20 protein-coding genes are annotated in these 21,784 nt (G+C 33.6%); 16 read left to right on the top strand and 4 right to left on the bottom strand.

Annotated features, from left to right (window positions below; translation table 11 throughout):
• Nucleotides 1-45 precede the first annotated feature (45 nt).
• Complete coding sequence (locus RRB46_RS01025) at nt 46-339, top strand: hypothetical protein (RefSeq protein WP_311537174.1); 294 nt, start codon at nt 46-48, stop codon at nt 337-339.
• Nucleotides 336-614, top strand: a complete 279-nt coding sequence (locus RRB46_RS01020; protein WP_311537173.1) for a hypothetical protein — start codon at nt 336-338, stop codon at nt 612-614. The genes RRB46_RS01025 and RRB46_RS01020 overlap by 4 nt, the downstream gene beginning before the upstream one ends.
• Nucleotides 615-652: 38 nt before the next feature.
• On the opposite strand, the gene RRB46_RS01015 is transcribed toward RRB46_RS01020, so the two are convergent.
• The 3 genes from RRB46_RS01015 to RRB46_RS01005 form a co-directional block, all read right to left on the bottom strand.
• On the bottom strand, nt 653-1,360 hold the full coding sequence (locus RRB46_RS01015; protein WP_311537172.1) for a TraX family protein: 708 nt from the start codon (nt 1,358-1,360) through the stop codon (nt 653-655).
• Nucleotides 1,361-1,475: 115 nt separating this feature from the next.
• Entirely contained in the window at nt 1,476-4,100 is a 2,625-nt protein-coding gene (gene ppdK / locus RRB46_RS01010) for a pyruvate, phosphate dikinase (RefSeq protein ID WP_311537171.1), read from the bottom strand.
• Nucleotides 4,097-4,915 (bottom strand): pyruvate, water dikinase regulatory protein, encoded by an 819-nt coding sequence (locus tag RRB46_RS01005; RefSeq protein ID WP_311537170.1) that lies wholly within the window; start codon nt 4,913-4,915, stop codon nt 4,097-4,099. The genes ppdK and RRB46_RS01005 overlap by 4 nt, the downstream gene beginning before the upstream one ends.
• Before the next feature lie 466 nt (nt 4,916-5,381).
• Here RRB46_RS01005 and RRB46_RS01000 point away from each other — a divergent pair, with 466 nt between their 5' ends.
• From RRB46_RS01000 to RRB46_RS00975, 6 genes are all read left to right on the top strand, one after another.
• The gene (locus tag RRB46_RS01000; RefSeq protein WP_311537169.1) at nt 5,382-8,018 is read left to right on the top strand and encodes a valine--tRNA ligase; all 2,637 of its coding nucleotides are present in this window, start codon (nt 5,382-5,384) and stop codon (nt 8,016-8,018) included.
• Entirely contained in the window at nt 8,018-8,746 is a 729-nt protein-coding gene (locus RRB46_RS00995; protein ID WP_311537168.1) for a class I SAM-dependent methyltransferase, read from the top strand. Before RRB46_RS01000 ends, RRB46_RS00995 begins: the two co-directional genes overlap by 1 nt.
• A 2-nt stretch (nt 8,747-8,748) precedes the next feature.
• Nucleotides 8,749-8,949, top strand: a complete 201-nt coding sequence (locus tag RRB46_RS00990; protein WP_297688721.1) for a cold-shock protein — start codon at nt 8,749-8,751, stop codon at nt 8,947-8,949.
• 114 nt (nt 8,950-9,063) lie between these two features.
• The gene (locus RRB46_RS00985) at nt 9,064-9,432 is read left to right on the top strand and encodes a zinc-ribbon domain-containing protein (RefSeq protein WP_311537167.1); all 369 of its coding nucleotides are present in this window, start codon (nt 9,064-9,066) and stop codon (nt 9,430-9,432) included.
• Nucleotides 9,425-11,008 (top strand): ATP-binding cassette domain-containing protein, encoded by a 1,584-nt coding sequence (locus RRB46_RS00980; RefSeq protein WP_311537166.1) that lies wholly within the window; start codon nt 9,425-9,427, stop codon nt 11,006-11,008. The genes RRB46_RS00985 and RRB46_RS00980 overlap by 8 nt, the downstream gene beginning before the upstream one ends.
• Complete coding sequence (locus RRB46_RS00975) at nt 10,992-11,786, top strand: ABC transporter permease (protein WP_311537165.1); 795 nt, start codon at nt 10,992-10,994, stop codon at nt 11,784-11,786. Before RRB46_RS00980 ends, RRB46_RS00975 begins: the two co-directional genes overlap by 17 nt.
• A gap of 22 nt (nt 11,787-11,808) precedes the next feature.
• On the opposite strand, the gene RRB46_RS00970 is transcribed toward RRB46_RS00975, so the two are convergent.
• Nucleotides 11,809-12,105, bottom strand: coding sequence for a rhodanese-like domain-containing protein (locus RRB46_RS00970; RefSeq protein WP_311537164.1), 297 nt, complete (start codon nt 12,103-12,105; stop codon nt 11,809-11,811).
• A 96-nt stretch (nt 12,106-12,201) separates the two neighbouring features.
• On the opposite strand from RRB46_RS00970, the gene pcp reads away from it, so the two are divergent.
• The 8 genes from pcp (at nt 12,202) to RRB46_RS00930 (ending at nt 21,776) form a co-directional block, all read left to right on the top strand.
• A complete protein-coding gene (pcp, locus tag RRB46_RS00965) occupies nt 12,202-12,846 on the top strand; it encodes a pyroglutamyl-peptidase I (protein ID WP_311537163.1) in 645 nt (214 codons plus the stop codon).
• A gap of 1 nt (nt 12,847) precedes the next feature.
• Entirely contained in the window at nt 12,848-13,873 is a 1,026-nt protein-coding gene (locus tag RRB46_RS00960) for an alpha/beta fold hydrolase (protein ID WP_311537162.1), read from the top strand.
• Nucleotides 13,874-13,914: 41 nt separating this feature from the next.
• Nucleotides 13,915-14,919 carry a CAP domain-containing protein gene (locus RRB46_RS00955; RefSeq protein WP_311537161.1) on the top strand — a complete coding sequence of 335 codons (1,005 nt, stop codon included), beginning with the start codon at nt 13,915-13,917 and terminating at the stop codon, nt 14,917-14,919.
• Nucleotides 14,920-15,030: 111 nt separating this feature from the next.
• Nucleotides 15,031-15,882, top strand: a complete 852-nt coding sequence (locus RRB46_RS00950) for a fructosamine kinase family protein (protein ID WP_311537160.1) — start codon at nt 15,031-15,033, stop codon at nt 15,880-15,882.
• A 50-nt stretch (nt 15,883-15,932) separates the two neighbouring features.
• Nucleotides 15,933-17,600, top strand: coding sequence for a tellurite resistance TerB C-terminal domain-containing protein (locus tag RRB46_RS00945; RefSeq protein ID WP_311537159.1), 1,668 nt, complete (start codon nt 15,933-15,935; stop codon nt 17,598-17,600).
• Complete coding sequence (locus RRB46_RS00940; protein ID WP_311537158.1) at nt 17,597-18,919, top strand: ATP-binding protein; 1,323 nt, start codon at nt 17,597-17,599, stop codon at nt 18,917-18,919. Before RRB46_RS00945 ends, RRB46_RS00940 begins: the two co-directional genes overlap by 4 nt.
• Nucleotides 18,916-21,006, top strand: a complete 2,091-nt coding sequence (locus RRB46_RS00935) for a DEAD/DEAH box helicase (protein ID WP_311537157.1) — start codon at nt 18,916-18,918, stop codon at nt 21,004-21,006. Before RRB46_RS00940 ends, RRB46_RS00935 begins: the two co-directional genes overlap by 4 nt.
• A 56-nt stretch (nt 21,007-21,062) precedes the next feature.
• Nucleotides 21,063-21,776 carry a hypothetical protein gene (locus tag RRB46_RS00930; RefSeq protein ID WP_311537156.1) on the top strand — a complete coding sequence of 238 codons (714 nt, stop codon included), beginning with the start codon at nt 21,063-21,065 and terminating at the stop codon, nt 21,774-21,776.
• The last annotated feature ends 8 nt before the right edge of the window (nt 21,777-21,784 follow it).

Here is a 21,784-nt window from a genome sequence, read left to right as displayed (position 1 = left end):
TTTGAGAGTTCAAAAATGTATTATTTTTACAAGAAAGGACTTATTATGGAAATTTTAGGAAAAGTACTTTATTTAATAATGTTGATTGTTTTTGTGAGATTTTTCTATTTTGTTTTGAAAAAATCTTTTGAAAATAAAAACTCAACTACTATTAAAATTGCAAGCAGAGGTCTAGTATTTTTTATTTTTACCCTTGCGATAATAACCCTATTTGCTTATGCGATTTTTGCGACAGAAATGGGCGTGACTAAAAGATTTATAGCAGGCCTTATAGGTGGTTTTATTTCAATATATTTTGGCTTTATAGTTAAGAAATATATAAGAAAGGAAGCCTTATGATGTGGCTTATCTTTGGGATTTTGGCAATAATTTTTGCTATCCTAAATATATTTAATTTCAAAAAGAAATCTGATATCTTTAGATTTTTAAGCCTATCCTTCACAAGCTTTACAGTTTGTGCTTTTTATGCTGATGGGGCAAGTAGAGTTATTATAGAAGACTGGGCAGGACTTATGGATACCATGCCAACCATTTCTAAGGCTCTTTGGTTATGTGTAGGCCTTTCAATTTTAATAAATTCAATTTCCCTAATAAAATCTCATAGAAAAAAATAAGGAAATTAAAAGGCAGCTTAAATAAATTAAGCTGTCTTTTAGATTTTAAAGGCCATCCTTATTATTCCAAAAATTAAAAGATGGACTGGGTAAAATAGGTAATTAAATATTTTATTTTGTTTGCCTTTTTCTCCATTATATAAAAGTACGGTTGCAAAACCGAGGATGGCGTAGATTTCCTTGATGATTACTAGGTAGGAAAGAACTGATGCTAGGATTCTTTTATCATAGAAAACATAATATAGGTAGATGGTTATAATGGCATAATACTCATAGTCTGATGAGATTAGCATAGATCCTAGACATGACAGAGCTACAAGAATTAGCGATACGATGACCCAAAGTGGTCTATTTTTTATGCTTTCTTTTAGCCTATCAATTACCATTATGGTAAAAAGTCCTAGGGCAAGACCCCAGAGAATATTTTGTGACCAGGTATTTACAAACTCAGCTGATTGGAACATATCGTAAGGGATTTCTGAAATCACCGCAAAAATTAAGAGATTCCTTAAATATTTCCAGCGTGATTTAGTCTTGAAAAATCCTTCCACTATCATGAAGGCAAAGATTGGAAAGGCAATCCTACCTAGGATGTCAAAGATAGTTGTAAGAATAACTAGGGGACCAGACCCTGTCAAAAATGGTGTTATAATTGCTTTATTAAAATGGTCTATAAACATTGAAGCGAAGGCTATATATTTAAGCTGGGCTCCATCTATTAATTTAAATTTTTCGATTTTTTCCATAAATTCTCCTTTTAGATTATTTGAAGATTTTATCCTAAGAGTATAAAAATTGCAAATTTTTTGTGAAAAAAATCTCCGGTTAGAAAGACTAACCGGAGAAAATTATTTTTATAGCTTATTTATTTTTTTCTATTGCGGCTTGAGCTGCTGCAAGTTTAGCTATTGGAATTCTGAATGGTGAGCATGATACATAGTCAAGACCTACATTGTATAGGTATTTAACTGTATTTGGTTCTCCACCGTGTTCACCACAGATACCAAGGTGTAGGTCAGGATTTGCTTTTGATCCTTTTTCTACAGCTGTTTCTACTAAGAAGCCAACGCCTTTTTGATCTAGTACTTGGAATGGATCCTTTTCTAGGATATCTTTTTCGATGTAAGCTGGTAGGAATTTACCTGCGTCATCTCTTGATAGACCGAAGGTCATTTGTGTAAGGTCGTTTGTACCGAAGCTGAAGAAGTCTGTGATTTGAGCTATTTCATCAGCTGTTATAGCTGCTCTTGGGATTTCAATCATTGTACCTAGTAGGTATTTGATTTCCATACCTTGTTCTTCAAATACTTTTTCAATTTCTTTTACAACTATATCTTTTACGTAAGCTAGTTCGTGTACATCTGATGAAAGTGGGATCATGATTTCTGGAACTACTTTTATGCCTTCTTTATTTAGTCTAATAGCTGCTTGCATGATTGCTCTTGCTTGCATTCTTGAGATTTCTGGATAGATTACACCAAGTCTTAGGCCTCTGAAACCTAGCATTGGGTTTACTTCTTGAAGTTCAGAAATTCTTTCGTGAATTCTTGCTGGTTGCATCTTTAATTCTAGGGCAAGGTCAGCGATTTCTTTTTCTCCCTTTGGTAGGAATTCGTGAAGTGGTGGGTCAAGAAGTCTAACAGTTACTGGTCTTTCTTCCATTAGTTTGTAGATTTGATAGAAGTCTTCTTCTTGCATTGGAAGGATTTTATCTAGGGCTGCTTGTCTTGTTTCAAGATCAGAAGCTAGAATCATCTTTCTAACTTGGAAGATTCTATCATCAGCAAAGAACATATGTTCTGTTCTACATAGACCTATACCTTCAGCGCCAAATTCTAGAGCTTGTTTTGCATCTCTTGGTGTATCGGCATTTGTTCTAACTTTCATATCTCTATATTTATCTACCCATTCCATGAATGTTCCAAATGCTCCGTGCATTTGTGGTGGTTGGGTCTCAAGAGTTCCTGCATAGATTGCACCTGTTGAACCATCTATTGAAATTGTATCTTGATCTGTTAAAACTACATCGCCTACTCTTAGGGTATGTTCAAGTTCGTTTACGTGGATATCTGAAGCACCAGATACACAGCATTTACCCATACCTCTTGCTACTACTGCAGCGTGTGATGTCATACCGCCTCTTGCTGTAAGGATACCAACTGCTGATACCATACCTTCTAGGTCTTCTGGGCTTGTTTCTTCACGAACAAGGATTACTGTTTCACCATCTTTGGCTCTTTTTGCTGCTTCTGGGGCAGAGAAAGCTATCTTACCTACTGCTGCTCCTGGAGATGCTGCAAGACCTACTGTTAGGGCTTCAGACTTATCTATAGCTGCTTGAGTGAAGGTAGGGTGGAGAAGTCCGTCTAAGTCTTGTGGGTTAACTCTTAATAGGGCTTCTTTTTCGTCAACTAAGCCTTCTTCTACCATATCAACAGCTACTTGGACAGCTGCTTGGGCAGTTCTTTTACCATTTCTAGTTTGTAATAAATAGAGTTTACCATCTTGGATAGTAAATTCCATATCTTGCATGTCTTTGTAATGTTTCTCAAGAGTTTGAGCTGTGTTTGCAAATTCTTCATATACTTCAGGCATTAAGTCTTTTAGATGGCTGATTGGTTCTGGAGTACGAACACCTGCAACAACGTCTTCACCTTGAGCGTTCATTAGGTATTCACCATATAGAACGTTTTCTCCTGTAGCTGGGTTTCTAGAGAAGGCTACACCAGTACCGCTTGTTTCGCCCATGTTACCAAATACCATTGATTGAACGTTAACAGCTGTACCCATTTTATCATCAATTTCGTTTAATTTTCTGTAAAGGATTGCCCTGTCGTTATTCCATGATGAAAATACTGCAGCAATAGCAAGGTCTAATTGTTTTCTAGGTTCTTGTGGGAATTCTTCGCCAGCAAGATCTTTATAAACTACTTTATATTTATCAACTACATCTACAAAATCTTCAGCTGTAAGGTCATGGTCAGTTGCAACGCCTTTTTCATTTTTCTTGGCTGTTAGAACTTCTTCAAATTTATTTTTATCAAGTCCCATTGCAACATCAGCAAACATTTGAATAAATCTTCTATAAGAGTCGTAAGCAAATCTTCTGTTTTGAGTTTTATTTTCAAGACCCTTAACAGCAACATCATTAAGACCTAAGTTTAGGATAGTATCCATCATACCTGGCATTGATATAGGTGCACCAGATCTAACTGATACTAGAAGAGGATCTTCGTTATTACCAAAAGTTTTGCCATTGTGTTTTTCTAGGTCTTTAATATGTTCAGTAATTTCAGCATTTAATTCATCCCAAAGCTTTTTATCTTCTTTGTAATATCTGATACATGCTTCAGTTGTTACTGAGAAACCATAAGGAACATTGATTCCCATGTTGGTCATTTCTGCAAGGTTTGCTCCCTTACCGCCTAGAAGGCTTCTCATTGATTTGTCGCCTTCATCGAAGTTATAAACGTATTTTGTGCTCATAATTTTTCCCTTTCTTTATTTTGATTTAAATAATCAATTATAAGTTCCGAAGTTTCTTCTATAGATCTGTAAGTGACATCGATTATCGTACATCCCAAATCATTCATTAATTCAAGTGCGTAATCGATCTCATTTTTGATACGCTCCTTAGAAGAGTAGAGAGAGTCTACTGAAAGATTGAGTGATTTTAGCCTTTCTTCTCTGATTTTTTTAAGTACATCCTTGTCAATAGTAAGACCGAAAATTTTGCTTGGGTCAATTTCAAAAAGTGCCTGCGGTACTTTTGAATCTATTAGCAAGGGGATGTTACTAACTTTGTATCCCTTACTAGCCATATACATGGATAGGGGAGTTTTTGAAGATCTTGAAACTCCTATGATTGCTATGTCGCAATGTTCAAGGCCCCTAAAATCTTGGCCATCATCATATTTTATGGCAAAATCTAGGGCATCCATCCTTCTAGAATGGAGAAATTCTGTAGGGTCAATGAAATTTGTTTCTTCGTGAGGGTTTTCACCAAGAATCTTAGCCATGGAATTAATCGAATAATCCATAAGTTCAATGCTGTTGATTTCATTAGCCTTGCAGAAATTTTTGACATAGGCATTCATCTTAGAGTCTCTAAAAGAGTGATAAATTATTGAATTTTTTGATCTCTTAATTACACCTAGTATACCATTTAGCTTTGTTAAGTTATTGAGATTGTCAAATATTTCTATTTTATATTTGGCATCAAAATGACTCATGGTGTTATGAACTATGTCCTTTAGTAGATAAGCACCGCCATCTGATATAAGGTAAATTTTTAAATCCATAACTACTCCTACACCAAGACTCTAAATATATTATAACAAAAAAAATCAAATAATGAAAATATTTTCATCAATTCTGAAAATTTTTATTGATATATATTAAATTATATTCATTTTAATAGATTTGTCTAGTTTAATTTTAGATAAAAATTAATTTACCGTAAGAAAGCCATCGTTTTCATAAAATAGATTTTCCTAGAAGGTCTAGATATTGACATTTTGGCAAAGATAAATATAATAAGACTATTAAATCGAATATTAACAATGAAAAAGGAGTAGTCTAGAAAGAAGCATAGAGAGAAGATGGTTGGTGAAAATCTTACTTGGGACTAGACGAAGGTTGTTTTCGTACATGTTAATGTAGCATGCATATATGCAAGAGAGAGTCTTTTTATAAAGAAATTTAGGTGGTAACGCGATAATTCGTCCTATTAAGCGCTACCGCCTTTTTATATTGAAAGGAGAAATGATGGATACTAAATATAATCCACAGGATTTTGAAAAGAAAATTTACCAAAAATGGGAAAATAATGGATATTTTAAGGCAAAGGTAAATCCAGACAAAAAGCCATTTACAATTGTTATGCCACCACCAAATGTTACAGGTCAACTTCACCTTGGTCATGCCCTAAACAATACCCTACAAGATATCATAATTAGATATAAGAGGCTTGCAGGATTTGAAGCTTTATGGATACCAGGAACAGACCATGCATCTATATCTACAGAGGCAAAGGTAGTTGGTAAAATTGCCGCTGATGGAAAAACAAAGGCTGATCTTGGAAGAGCTGGATTTTTGGAAGAAGCCTGGGACTGGACTCATAAGTATGGTGGCACAATCAAAAAGCAACTTAGAACTATAGGTGTTTCTTGCGATTGGGATCACGATTCCTTTACAATGGATGAAAACCTCACAAGAGCTGTAAAAAGAGTTTTCAAGAAGATGTATGATGATGGCCTAATTTATAGGGGCAATAGGATTGTAAACTGGGACCCAATGGCAGAAACTGCTATCTCTGATGCAGAAGTTTACCACAAGGATCAAAAGGGCAAGCTTTGGTATATCAAATACCACTATGAAGATTCCGATGATTTTATAACAATAGCTACAACCCGTCCAGAGACTATGCTTGGTGACCTTGCTGTAGCAGTAAACCCAGAAGATGATCGTTTTAAGGATAAGATTGGCAAAAATTTAATCTTACCACTTGTAGGTCGTAAGATTCCTATAATTGCAGATTCCTACGTAGATATGGAATATGGTACAGGTTGTGTAAAAATCACCCCATCCCATGACCCTAACGACTTTGAAGTAGGTGCTCGTCACGACCTTGGCCAATGTGTAGTCCTTGATTCCAAAGCCCACATAGTAGATGGCTATGGCAGATATTCTGGCATGGATAGATATGAGGCGAGAAAAGCAATGCTTGCTGATCTTGAAAAAGAAGGCCTCCTTGTAAAAATAGAAGAGATTGACCACGCTGTAGGCTATTCTGAAAGAACAGATGTTGTAATAGAGCCACTTATTTCTAAACAATGGTTTGTAAAGATGGATGGCTTTGCAAAAATTTGTATAGATGCCTACAATGATGGCGAATTAAAACTAATTCCTGACAACCTATCCAAAACTTACATGAACTGGCTAGAAAATATTAGAGATTGGACAATCTCACGTCAATTATGGTGGGGTCACAGACTTCCAGTATTTTATACAGAAGATGGAGAAGTCATAGTATCAGAAGAAATGCCAGATGAAAATGGCATGCTAGAGGGTAAAAAAGTCACCCAAGATGAAGATACACTTGATACCTGGTTCTCATCAGCCCTTTGGCCATTTGCAACCCTTGGTTGGCCAGAAGAAAACGAAGAATTTGACTATTTCTTCCCAACAGATATTTTAATCACAGGTTATGACATAATATTCTTCTGGGTAATAAGAATGGTATTTGCTTCCCTTTATACAACAGGAAAGGTTCCATTTTCTCACGTATTATTTACAGGTCTAATTAGAGATAGTCAAGGTAGAAAGATGAGTAAGTCATTAGGAAATGGTGTAGACCCAATAGATGTAGTTGAAAAATTTGGTGCAGATGCCCTAAGATTTACCCTAATTACAGGCAACTCTCCAGGAAACGATATGAGATATGATGAGGATAAGCTCCTTGCTTCTAGAAACTTTGCCAATAAATTATGGAATGCATCAAGATTTGTCCTAATGAACATAGATGAAAATGACAAGCTTGATGAAAACTTCGGCGACCTATCCCTAGAGGATGAATGGATTCTAAAGAGATTAAATCAAGTAATAGAAGATGTATCTAAAAACCTAGACAAGTATGAAATAGGTCTTGCAGCAGACAGGATAGAGGATTTTATCTGGAATGAATACTGCGATTGGTATATAGAATTTGCAAAAATTAGACTATATGGCGACGATTCTGAAGAAAAATTACAAGTTAAGAAAGTTCTACTTTACGTTCTTAAAAATATGCTCATCCTTCTTCATCCATTCATGCCATTTATAACAGAAGAAATCTATTCAGCACTTCCAAACAAAGATGACATGCTAATTGTAGAAAAATGGCCAGAAATAAGAGAAGAATATAACTTTGTAGATGAGGAAAAGAATGTAAACTCAGTAATAAAGGCAATAACAGCCATAAGAAACCAAAGGGCAAGCCTAAATGTACCTGCAAAAACCAAACAAAAGCTTACAATTCTAGCAGAAAATGAAGCGAATAAGGCCCTAATCGAAAAGATTAAAGCCCAATTTATAAACCTAGCAAGCGCAAGCGAGGTAGAAGTAGAAAATAAGGCTGACTATAAAATTGAAGATGATGGTATGGTTAAGCTTGTCTTTAACGAATTTTCTGTATATATGTCCTTAGATGAACTTATGGACTATAACAAGGAAAGAGCTCGTCTAAAAGATGAAATTAAAAAGCTAGAAAGTGAAATAAAAAGAGCAGAAGGCAAGCTTTCAAACAAGGGCTTTGTAGATAAGGCACCAGAGGCAGTAGTAAATAAGGAAAGAGAAAAACTTGAAGGCTACAAAGACCTCCTTCAAAAAACAAAAGAAAGCCTAGAAGAAATTAAGGATAAGTAATGTACGGTGAGTTTGCCTATATTTATGACAAATTATCATTTGATATAGAATATGAAAAGTATGCTAATAATATCAAAAAATTAATAAAAGAATATGGGATAGAAAAGGAGAGGATGCTGGAGCTAGCTTGTGGCTCTGGCATGCTTACTAATCATTTTTTTGATGATTTTAAAGAAATTGATGCCCTAGATTTGTCAAGTGAAATGCTAGATTGCTTTGCAGGCAAATATGACAATGACAAGGTAAATCTAATCTATTATGATATGGTTGACTTTGAAAATCCCAAGGCTTACGACCTAATAGTAATACTTCTAGATTCCATAAACTATGTGATAGATCCAAAAGATTTAGAAAAGCTATTTAAAAATTGCTATGAGAACCTAAAAGATGGAGGCCTTCTAATTTTTGATATAAATTCAGAAATGAAGATGAGGGAAATCTTTGGGTCAAACTGCTTTGTCTATGAGTATGAAGATATCTTCTACACTTGGGATAATTATATGGAAGATAACCTAGTAGATATGGAACTTAATTTTTTTGTGGAAAATCCAGATGGGACCTACAAGAGAATAAGGGAATACCAATGTGAAAGAGTCTATAGCATAGATTTCATGGAAGATTTGGCCAAAAAATCAGGATTTATTGACCTACAAATATTTGATGAAGATACATTTGAAAATGTAGATGAAGATACTTTAAGGGTCTTATTTGCAGCAAGAAAGGTGTGAAAATGAGTATAGGTGTAGTTAAATTTTTTGATAATAAAAAAGGTTTCGGCTTTATAAAATGGGCTGGAGAAGATATATTCGTCCATTTTTCAGATATAATAACAGATGAAGAATTTAAAAGGCTAGATGCAGGCGATAATGTAGAATTTGAAAAAGTAGAAGCCCCAAGAGGGCCTCAAGCCATAAAAGTTAAAAAGTTATAAAATTTCCTCTTTTGAGGGAATTTTTTTATGTTAATAAAAATAAATTGAAATAAAACTTATAATTGATTAACAGGATAAACTATGTTATTATAGAAACATAAGAAAGGAAAAATTATGGATTTTTTAGATGGTGTTTTTTCTAAGGTAAGTAAGGCATCTAACAAGGTTAGCGAGTCTGCAAAAACAAAATTAGAAGAAAGTAAACTTAGAAAAGAATATAAAAATTTAGAAGAAGAGATGAATGAGGCCCTAAGATTATTAGGGTGTGAGGTCTATGATAGGTTGGAAAAAGGCGAAAGTCTACCTGATTTTAAGGAAGATAGGGAAAATATAAAATCCCTATATGAAAAACTTACAAGTTTAAATAGTCAAATAAACATTTTAACTAGTGCCACTAGGAAATGTCCTAATTGTGGGGCAATTTATGAAGCGAATTCAAATTTTTGCCCAATATGTGGCCAGAAGAGAGAAGTAGATGGATAAATATTTCTTAAAAGAAAAATGTCCTCAGTGCTCTCATAATTTAAAGATAGGCTATAAGTATTGCCCCAATTGTGGAATATTGGTTTCTAACGATGGACCGAGAGTAAAGAGAACATCATTTATAGGCAAAAAAGATTTGACAAAAGAAGACATTCCTCTAGCAAATACCTTGATAAATATATATGATAGTTTTAGCAAAAGCATCAATGCTTCAGATAAAATCCTAAATGCTGATATCTATCCTCTCATAGTCAAAATTGATGAAGAAGTTGAAATTTTAAAATTTAATAAGGAAATACTTTTAGGAGATGGATCGATTTTGGCAAATGATTATAAGGGTTATTATTTTAAAGGCAATCCTAATTCAAATTTATTTGTAAATAAGAAGCTTCTAGATCCTAATAAGAAATATTATCTTTTAAATAATGACCTAATTGAAGTAAATGGTATAAGTTTTATTTATACGATTTTAGACCAGGAAAATGTGGCATGGAACAAAGAGCCTCTTGGTGAAGATTTTTCAATAGATGTGGACTTTATAAGTTTTAAAAATGAAAGATTATATATAAAACCGTCTCCTAATGGGCTTTATTTAAATAATAAAAAGATTTATGATGAAATTATTTTCAATAATAATGATTACCTCATAGATAAGTCTAGGATGTTTATCCTAAAGGATAATTATTTATTTTATCAAAACGAACTTGAAGATTATCAGAAAAAATCTAAGGCTATATTTGCGGTGAATATAAGTAAGGATGACTTCTTGGATGTAGATATCAAAGAAAAAGTTGTAATGACAGAAAATGGGCCTAAAACTTTACTTAAGGATATAAAATTTAAGGCAAAACCAGGAGAGCTTATCCTAGTTTTAGGATCATCAGGTGCTGGTAAATCTACTCTTTTTAAAGAGTTTTTGAATGAAGATAATGCAAATTCATCTATAAGTATTGGAAATATAGATTTTGCTAGAAATTTCAATTTGGTTAAGAGAATGGTTTCAACTGTACCGCAGTTTGATCTATCAAGGGATAATGACACTGTTTTTATGACCCTTAAAAATTCTGGAGAATTAAAGCTTCCTAGAGATTTTACAAAGGATGAGAATTTATTAAATGATTATGTCTTAGAAATACTTCAAATGATGAACCTAGATAAAATCAAGGATTCTCTTGTTAGAGATTTATCAGGGGGAGAGAGAAAAAGATTATCGATAGCCAGTGAATATATCTCATCTCCTGTTGTATTTTTACTTGATGAGCCAGATTCTGGTCTAGATGGCTATAATGCTAGGTCTATCATGGCTAATCTAAGGACAATTGCAGATAATGATAAGATAATCATGCTAATATCTCATAGTCCGGATAGGGCTATTGAATTATTTGATAAGATATTAGTTTTAGGTAAGAGCCAAAGTGAAAATTGCGGCAAGCTTGCCTTTTATGGTAGCCCTAAAGAAGCGATGGAGTTTTTTGACACAAAAAATATTGAGACAATAGTTGATAGGCTCTTAGAAGATACAGATTATTATATAGATAAATTTAGAGAAGGGGGAGAAAGTGAATTACCTATCTAAGAAAGAACAGATAAAAGTATATTTAGGAAAATTAATTAGAGATTTTAAAAACAAGTCAAAGCTTATAATCCTACTAGGAGCAATTACAACTCCAGCCATAGTTAGGATAGTTACAGGAGAAGATAGCTTCCTTACCACATCATCTGATGCGGGTACTGCTGTTTTTATCCTAGCTTGTGCTTGCTTATGGCTTGGAATATTTAATTCTATTACTTCAATTTGTAAGGAAAGAGATATTATAAAACATGAATATAGGGAAGGCCTTGATATAAAATCTTATATCGCAAGCCACATGATATTTGGTCTTTTGATATGTTTGATAGAAGCGGTGATAATAACGATTTTACTTACAATTTTTTACCGCCAAAACATCGAAAACTATTTTGTCCTTGTTGGCTTGTTTATAAGTTTTTTCCTAATTATTTATGCAGCTAATGCACTGGGAATTCTTATTTCTGCGGCAGTTAAAAATACGGAAATTGCAATGACAGCCATGCCATTTGTTTTGTTAATTCAACTTGTTTTAGCAGGAAATATTAAGCTTGAAAAATTATACCTACAAGCTATATCATGCCTTATGATAAGTAAAAATGGCTATGATGCAATCTTAAGATTGACAGGTTTTACTGAAAGGCCGGGTTCATTTCCAGGAGTAGGTAAATTTATAGACTATAGTAATGTAAGTCATTTTATAGTTTGTTGGCTCATGCTCATTGCCCTATCAGCTTTAAGCGGATATTTGGCGGGAGTAGTTTTAGAAAAAAATATAAACAAATAAGGTCTTGCTTTGGCAAGACCTTTTATTTTACTAAATTATAATCGTATAAATCTACTCCAGGAGCAAGGGTTAAATTCTTATAACCTAAGTATTCTAAGATAGCTAGGGCCCTTCCTGCTCTGCCATTTGTTCTGCAATGGATAACTAGTTTTTCATCCTTATCAAACTTATTTATATAATCCATTATTTTATCAAGGGGCATATTTATAGAATTTTTGATGTGACCATTTTTATACTCTTCTTCACTTCTTACATCTATTATCTTATAGGAAGCATCAAGTTTTAAGAGGTTATCACCAGATATTTCTTTTATAGTCATAGAATCTCCTTTTTTGTTTTATTATACTTCAAAAATATTTTTCCTAATTTTGTTTAAAAATAGACTGTTTTTGGTAAAAGTATATAGAGGTGAATTATGAAAATTTTATTAACAGGCTTTGATGCCTTTGGGGAGGAAAAAATAAATCCTGCTAGCCTTGTCTTAGAAAAAATTCCAGAAAAGTTAGATGGGGCTGATCTTTATAAAGAGCTTATCCCTACGGTTTTTGGAAAATCGGCAAGTATAATTGAAGAAAAAATCAAAGAAATAAAGCCAGATATTATTATTTCACTAGGCCAAGCAGGTGGTAGAAGCCATATCACAGTAGAAAGAGTTGCTATTAATATCGATGATGCTTCGATAGATGATAATGAAGGAAATAGGCCAGTTGACAGGAAAATTCGTGAAGATGGAGCGCCAGCTTACTTTGCGACAATTCCTATTAAGGCAATAATAAATAAACTAAAAGAAGAAAAAATTCCTGCAGCTATATCAAATACAGCAGGAACCTATGTTTGCAACCATGTGATGTATCAAGACTTGTATTTGGCTAGTAAATATAAAAATATTAGGGCAGGCTTTATCCACCTACCTTTCTTACCAGACCAAGTTATTGAAAAAAATGGCATAGCTTCTATGGAGTTGGCAACTATGGTAAGGGCAATAGAAATAGCCATTCATACAAGCATTGAATATTATGATAAAGATGATTTAAAGATAGCTCAAGGAAGGACCCATTGATATGAAGATATTTTTTATAATATTAATAATTCTCATAATTCCTCAACTTTATTATTTGAGGAAAGAAGGTTTTTATAAGTCCCTAGCTATGACCAGCAAATATTTTAAGAGACTTACCATAAGTGAAGATAAAAACCATGAAGAACTATACTTAACAAATACAGATGGCAATGATATATTTGTAAAAATTTATAAGACTGAGAAGCCAAAGGGTCTTGTCCAATTGGTCCACGGCATGAGTGAGCACGGGGGAAATTATGATGACTTTGCAAACTTTTTGGCAGACAATGGCTATATAGTAGCAATTGCAGACCATAGAGGTCATGGAAGATCAATTTCAAATGCCTATCCAAATGGTTTCATGCAAAGGGCAGAAGAGCTTATAGATGACCAGGCAATGCTAAGTAAGTACCTAAAAGCTACTTATCCTGACAAGAAGCTATTTATGCTGGGCCATTCCATGGGATCTATGATTGCAAGACTGTATTTACGTAAAAATGATAAATTAATCGATAAATTAATCCTTACAGGAACAGTGCCAGGCAATGCCTTTGCTCCAGTTGGAGTATTTTTCTTAAATATATTGTGCTTTTATTTTGGAGATAAGCATGAAAGTCAAATCATTGACTACATAGTAGGGGCAGGTAAGGGGATTGATTTTATTTCTTTTAATGAAGAAAATATAAAAAATAAAGAAAATGATCCGATGAGGATTTTCAAATTCAAGTTAGGATATTCAAGGACCCTTATAGAATTAAACCAAAAATTAACAAGGTCAAGGACTTATGAGCTTGCCAATCCAAATCTTAAGATTTATAACCTAGTGGGCGAGAGCGACCCTATTACCAAAGGAGAGAAGGGAATTAAATCAAGCCTTACTTTTCTTGAAGAACTTGGCTATAAGAATATTAATTCAAAAGCCTATAAGGATATGAAGCACGAAATCCTAAATGAAACTGACAAAGAGATTGTTTATGAGGATATACTAAATATTTTAGATGATAAGGATAATTTAATTGTATTTTAAAAAATATAAATTATAATAAATAAAAACACAAGGAGTTTAAAATGAAAAAAACCACTAAAGTTATGGCCCTATCTTTACTTATGGCAACAAGTTTTGGTGCACTTAACCTAGCAAGTAGTCAAAATAATATTGCTTATGCTTCTAGCGATTTAAACCTAGGTATCTCTACCAAAAATTTCCCTTCCCTAAGCGCTACAGTGCGCTTAAAACAAGATGAGGCCCATAAAAATGCAACACTTGCTGCTATCAGACAAATAAGATCTGATATGTGGGATGAAAATGTGCCTTTTACTGGAGGAAATTCTAATAAATCTAATCAAAAATTAAGAGATTACCTAAAAACTAAGGGGATAAATTCAAAGGAAGCCTACCTAAACTCAATAAATTGGTCCCAAGATTTAGAAAAAATTGCCATCCAAAGGGCAACTGAGGTTGGCCTTACAGATGCCAAAGGTCACGTAAGAGCTGATGGCAGTGATTATTCTGCAGCTAGTCTTCCTAATGGCGCAAGGACAAATGCTGAAATAATTGCTTATAATTCAGGAGCTTTTAGCCCACAAGGTGCAATAAACCAATGGGCATATATGAAAAGAAGTGACTACAATAATAGGAGTGAATATCAACTACTTATAGATGCTAATGGCGTTTATAACAACGGAAATGCCCACCTTTATATACTCCTAGATCCAAGCTATCAATATTTCGGCCTTGCTTTAGTTCCTGGAGCAGATTATTACTATGCTTTGGCTGAATTTGGTAATAGTGCCAAATCTGGGACTGGTGCGACAGGACTAGTCGGTGATTACACAGTTAACTTTGGTAAACAAGTTCCAGCAAAAGTTACTAAGAATAAAAAGTCTAAAGCAGAAATTAAAAAAGATTTAGAAGCGGCAATTAATAAAAATAGAGAGACCTTAAGTGCAGCTAAGTATCTAATCAAAAACACACCAAACACAGTAGCAAAGGTTAGGGGAGAACTTGATAAGTTGATGGAAACTTCTGAACAGTTAATCCAAAAGGGTGAAAAACTTCTTCAAAACTTATAGGAAAATGGATAAAAATTAGATTTATAATAATTAACCCGCTAGATCTTGCTATTTAAAGAATTTATATAAGAGGTAAATTATTATAAGAAGAGTAAAAGAATAGGGGTTATTATGGAAAAATTAATTACAAAATTACCTTTAGCCAATGTAGAATCAATTACATCCATTAATGGTGGAGATGTAAATGAGACCTACAAGCTAAGGGCAGATGGAAAAAATTATTTTTTAAAAGTACAAAAAAATAGCGATGAATCATTCTTTGATGGTGAGAAAAAAGGACTTGAGATATTTGAAAGAGAAGGAATAAATGCTCCAAGAGTCCTTGCTAGTGGATCAAATGATGACAGTGGCTTTATGCTTTTAACCTACCATAAGGAAGATACTATGGGCAGTCAAGAAGATTTGGCAAAACTTATTGCCAAAATTCACACCATAGAAAGCCCAAATGGCAAATTTGGCTTTGATTATCCTTATAGGGGAGCAGGTTCTACCTTTTCGAACGAATATAGGGATACTTGGAAGGAAGTTTTCCTTAATCAAAGGATGGATAAGCTTAGAGATGAGCTAGCTTCAAGTCTTTTATGGGATAAAAAAGACCTTGAAAGATATGACCAGGTAAGAAAAGTTATAGAAAAGGAACTTGATAGTCACAAATCAAGGCCAGTCCTCCTTCATGGAGACCTTTGGGCAGGTAATTTCATGTTTGATGAAAACCAAGCTCCATTAGTATTTGACCCAAATCCTCTATACGGTGACCGTGAGTTTGATATTGGGATTTCAACAGTATTCGGTGGTTTTGGCAAGATTTTCTACAAGGCCTACAGGGATGAGCTGCCTCTATACGTAGGTTGGGAAAAAAGAATAAACTTCTATAGACTCTACCTACTAATGGTCCACCTCTTAAAATTTGGACCAGTTTATGATTCATCAGTAAATGATGTCATGAAAAATATATTAAATTAAGTGCTTCGGCACTTTTTTTATTGCTTAACTTTATATCCCCTAAGAGTATAATGATTAGTAAGCTAGAAATGGGGGAAGCTATGGATGATATTAAGGCTTTGATAGAAGGTTTGCTTGAAGATCTTGGAGCTAGGGATAAGAAAAAGATAAATAGAAAAGTAAATACTAAAAATCTTAAGGCAAATATAAATATTGACTTAGAAAATAAGTCTGACGATTATTATCTTTCCAAATTAAGGATAAGAAATGCAAATATAAATTTGCCAGACCAAGTCAAGAAAGAATCTATCAACTTGTATTTAAATTTGATAAAAGTAGGCCTAGCTGGCAAGAAAATTCTTTCAAATGACTTATATAATCAAATTTATCTGCTATCAAGAGATTATGTCAATTCTTTTTATGATCCTAACTTTGAAAAGAAAACCCAATCTATCTATGAAAACTTAGGGACCTTTTTAGATAAGGATACAATAAAGATCTTAAGAGATACAGCCAAGGATTTTATAAAAAATATTCCAAGAGCAAATGAAAAAACTATAGCTTTCTATGACCTAACAGCTAACGGCAAGCAGAAGGTATTTTGGGACGAGGATGGGTCTTTAAGGGAAAAATATAAGTTTGACATTGACCAGGAAAGGGCAATCGAATCAATAAGCAAAAGGTCTAATATTCTTTGGGATAATGAAGATTTAAAAAATCTTACCATGAATTTATTTCTAAAGAGCCTAAAAATAGTATTTGATGATGAAAATATTAATACCGACCTTTTAGTGGCCTACCAAAAACCTTACACCCTCTCAAAAAAGCTCTTAGATGCCCTCCTAATAATAAGCGAAGCAAATGTTAGAAGTATTTTTGTATTTTTATCAGAAATCCAAAGCCAAGGTGCTATTGACTTACTTTTAGAAAATGGGGCTTCAGATATCTTGAACATCTTTATGGATTACCAAAGGTCGGCTCTTTTTGATTTGAAAGATAAGGAGATAAGTGGGATTTACCTTAAATATTTTAAGGAAAATCCAGCTAAGCTTACTGAATTTACCAGATATATAGAATCCTTAGATATTGATAGACAGATAGGAATTCTAGAAAATTTTAGTAAAGAGCAAAATTTTAATCAAATTCTAAATGCCCTTCTAAAATCAAAGGATCCAAGCCTTAGAATAATAGCCTTATATCATATTTACAAAAGTAAAGTAAATAAAAAAGCCCACGATAAAATTTTATTTAAAGTCATAAAAGAAGAAAATTACGAGTTTTTCCTAGACCTTGTAAAGGAAAATAATATCGATATAGGTCTTATTTCTGAAATTTTAGACCTTGATAAAATTAAGCCTAAAAGGATAAGTCTTGATGATAAAAAAATTGCTAGATCTAGAAAGGCCCTAAGGTCTACTGTAGAAACTATAAGTCAATTTGTAGGAGAAGAAGAAAATATTGAAGCAAGTGAGCCTTTGCCTGAAAAAGAAGAGCCTAAGGAAAAGAATTTATCAGAAGCAAGTAGAAATTTTCTAAAACTCTTAATAGAAAAGGGATCTCTTGCAGAAGATGAGGTAAAAAGAATTGCCCAAGACCAAGGCTTGTTTTTAAATATCTTTATTAAACAAGTAAATGACGAACTTTATGATTTTGTAAATGACCAAACTATAAGAATAGAAGATGGAAATGTGTTAATAGATGAATTTTACCTAAATATGGTGGAGGAGTATATAAGATGAGAAAAATCAACCCTAAAGAAGCAAACTCGATTATAAAAAGCCTAGAAGCAGGTGTGGTGCCAGATATTGGCATAGGTCACTTGCTTGTGGGAAGGAAGGTAGAAGTAGAAGAGATAATCAAAATCTTAGAAAATATTGAAAATGGCGATTCAGATCTTAGGTTTTGGGTGGGTGATTTTGGATCTGGTAAATCTTTTATGCTCAAGACAATCGAAAACCTGGCCTTATCTAATAATTTTATAGTATCAACCATTGACCTTAACCCATCAAGAAGGTTCTATGCCACTGATAGGAAGGCTGTTGGCCTGTATCAAGCTATAATTGAAAATATAAAGACAAAGACCAAAAGAGAAGGAAACGTTATAGAAGCTATAATTGAAGAGTGGATCTCAAATATTTTTATGAAGCTTGCCCAGGATTATTCCTATGATATGAAAGATTTGATGGCTGGCCAATATCAGGATAAGGTCAAAGGAGAAATTTTAGATATCCTTGCAAATTTCAAATCAGTAGGCCTTTCTTATGAGCTAGGCCAAGCTCTTTGCAAATATTATGAGGGCTTTGTAGCTGATAATAGGCTTTTAAAACTTGAGGCTATTAGATGGATTAGGGGTGATATTTCCACAAAGACTGAGGCAAAAAAAGAGCTTGGCATAAATGAAATAATAAATGATGATAATTATTTTGAAGCTATTAAAAACCTGGCAGAGCTTTTTGCAGAAATTGGCTATAAGGGTTTTGTGATAAACTTTGATGAGGCAGTCAACCTCTACAAGTTACCACATGCTACAACTCGTGAAAGAAATTATGAGAGAATCTTAAATATTTTTAACGAAACAAAATCAAACCTAGCCAAGCACTTATTTATTAATTTTGGGGCGACTAGAAAGACAGTCTTTGATGAAAGTAGGGGGCTTGCTTCTTATGGAGCTTTAAAAGGAAGGCTTGGAAATGAGGCATCAATGGATGATAGGCTTGTAAATACCAATAAAACTGTCCTTGGCCTTAGGGTCTTGACTGAAGAAGAAATCTATACACTTTTAGAAAACCTAGTCGATATCTACAACACCCACTATAAAAGCGAGATTAATCTAAGCCATGACCAGATTGTGACCTATATGGAGGGCCAATTAAATAGGCCGGGAGCTGACGAATTTCTAACCCCAAGATCAGTTATCAAGGATTTTATAGAAATACTTGATATAAAAAGGCAAAACCAAGATGTCGATATTAATCAAATACTTGCCAACAAATTTGGAAGCCAAGTGGCAGTTTTCAAAGACCCAGACAATCTAGATGATGAGATCGAAATAATATGACAAATGCCTTTGACCTATTAAATAGGGATATGAAAAAATTTGTTTATGAAAATGGCTGGCAAAGTCTTACAAAGATTCAGGAAGCTGCCATCAAGCAAATTTATAAGACAGACAATAACTTAATTCTTGCTGCACCAACAGCATCAGGCAAAACTGAAGCGGCCTTTTTGCCTGCAATTTCAAAGGCTGATGACTTAGATAAAAGTTTAAAAATTTTATATATTTCACCCCTAATCGCCCTTATTAATGACCAGTTTAAAAGAGTCTTAGACATCTGCAAGGGACTTGATATAAGGGTGACTAGTTGGCATTCAGAGGCATCTGTTAGTCAAAAGGAAAAGCTTGTTGCAAATCCTTCTGGAATCATGCTAATTACTCCAGAATCATTAGAAGCCATGCTTGTAAGCGATAAGGCAAGGGCTAAGGTTTTATTTAAAGATTTAGATTTCATAATAGTAGATGAAATTCACGGCTTTTTAGATACTAATAGGGGCCTTCAGTTAAAATCTCTCCTGGTAAGAATCCAGGCCTACTCTCTAAAGACTCCAAGGATGCTAGGTCTTTCAGCAACTCTAGGAGATGAAAATTATTCCCTAGCTAAAGAATTTTTTATAAATGGCAGAGAAACAAACATTTTGCTTGATAGGTCAAGAAATGATTTATTGGCAAGCCTTGATTATATCGAAGCCGATGATATAAATAATGAGATTATTCAGAAGATTTTAGGATATTCACTTGGTAAGTCTACCTTAATTTTCCCAAATTCTAGGGAGAAGGTTGAAAAACTTACCTATCTCTTGCAAAAAGAAATCAAAGACAAGGCCTATGGCCTTAGGGTCTTTTCCCATCATTCGTCAATTTCAAAAATTCAGAGAAAGGAAATCGAAGACTTTGCTAAAAACTCCAGGCAAGATTTCATAATTGTAGCTACATCGACCCTAGAACTTGGAATTGATATAGGGGCAGTTGATCAGGTTATTCAAGTAGGATCGGCTGCTTCTGTCCTATCTCTTGCCCAGAGATTGGGAAGGTCTGGTAGGAGAAGTAAAAAATCTATAATCCATCAAATAGCAACAGATAAATATGACCTCCTTCAGGCCTTGGCTGCTCTTATTTTATTCGAGGAAGGAAGGCTTGATAAGATTAAGCCTCCAAAGAAGTCTTTTGATATCTTCGCCCACCAAGTCCTATCGACTCTTTTAGAAAAAAATGGACTTTTCTTTGATGAATTTGGAAAATTAAATAAAAACCTAAAGAGTTTTTCTGATATAAGCGATGATGAATTTGCAAAGCTAAAAGATTTTATGCTAGAAAAAAACTTCATAGAAGAAATAGATGGTGAGTATATAGTAGGCATGGAAGCTGAAAAACTCATGACCATGGGGTCTTTTTATAACCAATTTGTTAGCAAAAAATCTTATAAGGTTTCTACTGATAAAAATATCTTGGGAGAGATTGAGCTTGGGGATAATCTAAAGGTCGGTGATAGGATCTACCTAGCAGGCCAAGTTTGGCAAATCAATGCCATTAACCATAGGTCTCGAAAAATTATGGTAATTCTTTCAGATAAGGCCAATGCTAAAAGTTTTGCAGGATCTGGATCATTTGAAATAAGTGGAGAAGTAAGGGCTAAGATGGAAGAAATTCTGTTTAACCTTGACAAGATTAAATTAAATCCAAATATTAGAGAGATTTTAGAAGCCTTAAGAGAAGAAATAAAGGAAGAAGACTATCACTTTGTAGAATTTGAAGGGAAAATTGGTCTTAGGACCTTTAAATCTACAAAGATAAATAGGACCCTTGCCTTACTATTAAATATTAAGTCTAAGTCATCGTCTTATTATGTCGACGACAGGTCATCGACTATCGTAGGGAATAATATAAGAAGAGATTTAAAAAAAATAAGAGAAAATCCAGTGGATATTGAAGAAATCGAAAACCATTTAAAAGATGATCAATCACTTATAGAAACGTATCTATCAGCAAATAAATTTATGGTCTTGGTGCCAGATGATTTAAAAATCATATATATTATAGAAAATATCCTCGACATAGACGGAGCTAGCCAATACTTACAAAACTTGTAATTAAATATTCCTTTCTTTTGTGATATTATTTAATCAAGGAAGATAAGGAGGATATTATGAAATATATTAAAAGTTTGTTAGTGATTGGACTTGTAGTTTTTGGAGGTATTTTTATACAAGCATCTGGATCTATAGGACAAAAAGAGTATGAAGACGAATCAAGAGAAAGGAAGGCCAAGGTAGAAGAATATTTGGGCCAGGTTGATGGAGTGGAAAAAGAATTTGTAGAAAAATATCTAAATCACGAGGATGAAGATCCAAGTGTGGTTGTTAGCGAAAATACAAACCTTGATACAGGCGAGTCATATAAGTACATGCAAGCTAGAGATTCGGAAAAAAATATTGAGATTGATGGCAGACTTGACGGTACAATATTTTTTAGAAAAGGAAATCAAAGATATTGGATAAATACAAAAGAAAAAACTTATTACACTGATACTTATGATTATAGCAAAAATCCTAAGGAAGATTTGATAATTTCTAGTAATGAAGAAATGATTTACGAAAAATTTTTAGCAGGATATGAGAAAGCTATAGAAAAATTAGATGATGGTTATAAAGTGACTTGTCTTGATGATTTGAATAAGGGATCATATGATATCTATGATAAGGATATTAACTTAATTGAATCTTTCACAGACAACAGCCAAGGTAGGTGGAAAGAAGTTATTGTTTCAAAAACTACAGATGTTGAAGAAACTTATGAGAAATTCCTAGACCTAAAAGATACCTATATTAAGGTTAACGACTTAGGAGAAATTAAGAAATAAAGGGAAAA

Origin of the sequence: uncultured Anaerococcus sp. (assembly GCF_963512375.1) — a bacterium.
Classification (GTDB): domain Bacteria; phylum Bacillota; class Clostridia; order Tissierellales; family Peptoniphilaceae; genus Anaerococcus.
This window is presented reverse-complemented; position numbering and strand designations above follow the sequence as displayed.

Bases quoted from the DNA above. Each gene is read 5' to 3' on its own strand.
- RRB46_RS01000 (WP_311537169.1), top strand. From the start codon at position 5,382: ATGGATACTAAATATAATCCACAGGATTTTGAAAAGAAAATTTACCAA.
- RRB46_RS01020 (WP_311537173.1), top strand. From the start codon at position 336: ATGATGTGGCTTATCTTTGGGATTTTGGCAATAATTTTTGCTATCCTA.
- RRB46_RS01005 (WP_311537170.1), bottom strand. From the start codon at position 4,915: ATGGATTTAAAAATTTACCTTATATCAGATGGCGGTGCTTATCTACTA.
- RRB46_RS00970 (WP_311537164.1), bottom strand. From the start codon at position 12,105: ATGACTATAAAAGAAATATCTGGTGATAACCTCTTAAAACTTGATGCT.
- RRB46_RS00945 (WP_311537159.1), top strand. From the start codon at position 15,933: ATGATTAGTAAGCTAGAAATGGGGGAAGCTATGGATGATATTAAGGCT.
- RRB46_RS01025 (WP_311537174.1), top strand. From the start codon at position 46: ATGGAAATTTTAGGAAAAGTACTTTATTTAATAATGTTGATTGTTTTT.
- RRB46_RS00960 (WP_311537162.1), top strand. From the start codon at position 12,848: ATGAAGATATTTTTTATAATATTAATAATTCTCATAATTCCTCAACTT.
- RRB46_RS00950 (WP_311537160.1), top strand. From the start codon at position 15,031: ATGGAAAAATTAATTACAAAATTACCTTTAGCCAATGTAGAATCAATT.
- RRB46_RS00940 (WP_311537158.1), top strand. From the start codon at position 17,597: ATGAGAAAAATCAACCCTAAAGAAGCAAACTCGATTATAAAAAGCCTA.
- RRB46_RS00990 (WP_297688721.1), top strand. From the start codon at position 8,749: ATGAGTATAGGTGTAGTTAAATTTTTTGATAATAAAAAAGGTTTCGGC.
- RRB46_RS00955 (WP_311537161.1), top strand. From the start codon at position 13,915: ATGAAAAAAACCACTAAAGTTATGGCCCTATCTTTACTTATGGCAACA.
- RRB46_RS00985 (WP_311537167.1), top strand. From the start codon at position 9,064: ATGGATTTTTTAGATGGTGTTTTTTCTAAGGTAAGTAAGGCATCTAAC.
- RRB46_RS00995 (WP_311537168.1), top strand. From the start codon at position 8,018: ATGTACGGTGAGTTTGCCTATATTTATGACAAATTATCATTTGATATA.
- RRB46_RS00930 (WP_311537156.1), top strand. From the start codon at position 21,063: ATGAAATATATTAAAAGTTTGTTAGTGATTGGACTTGTAGTTTTTGGA.
- ppdK (WP_311537171.1), bottom strand. From the start codon at position 4,100: ATGAGCACAAAATACGTTTATAACTTCGATGAAGGCGACAAATCAATG.
- RRB46_RS00980 (WP_311537166.1), top strand. From the start codon at position 9,425: ATGGATAAATATTTCTTAAAAGAAAAATGTCCTCAGTGCTCTCATAAT.
- RRB46_RS00935 (WP_311537157.1), top strand. From the start codon at position 18,916: ATGACAAATGCCTTTGACCTATTAAATAGGGATATGAAAAAATTTGTT.
- pcp (WP_311537163.1), top strand. From the start codon at position 12,202: ATGAAAATTTTATTAACAGGCTTTGATGCCTTTGGGGAGGAAAAAATA.
- RRB46_RS01015 (WP_311537172.1), bottom strand. From the start codon at position 1,360: ATGGAAAAAATCGAAAAATTTAAATTAATAGATGGAGCCCAGCTTAAA.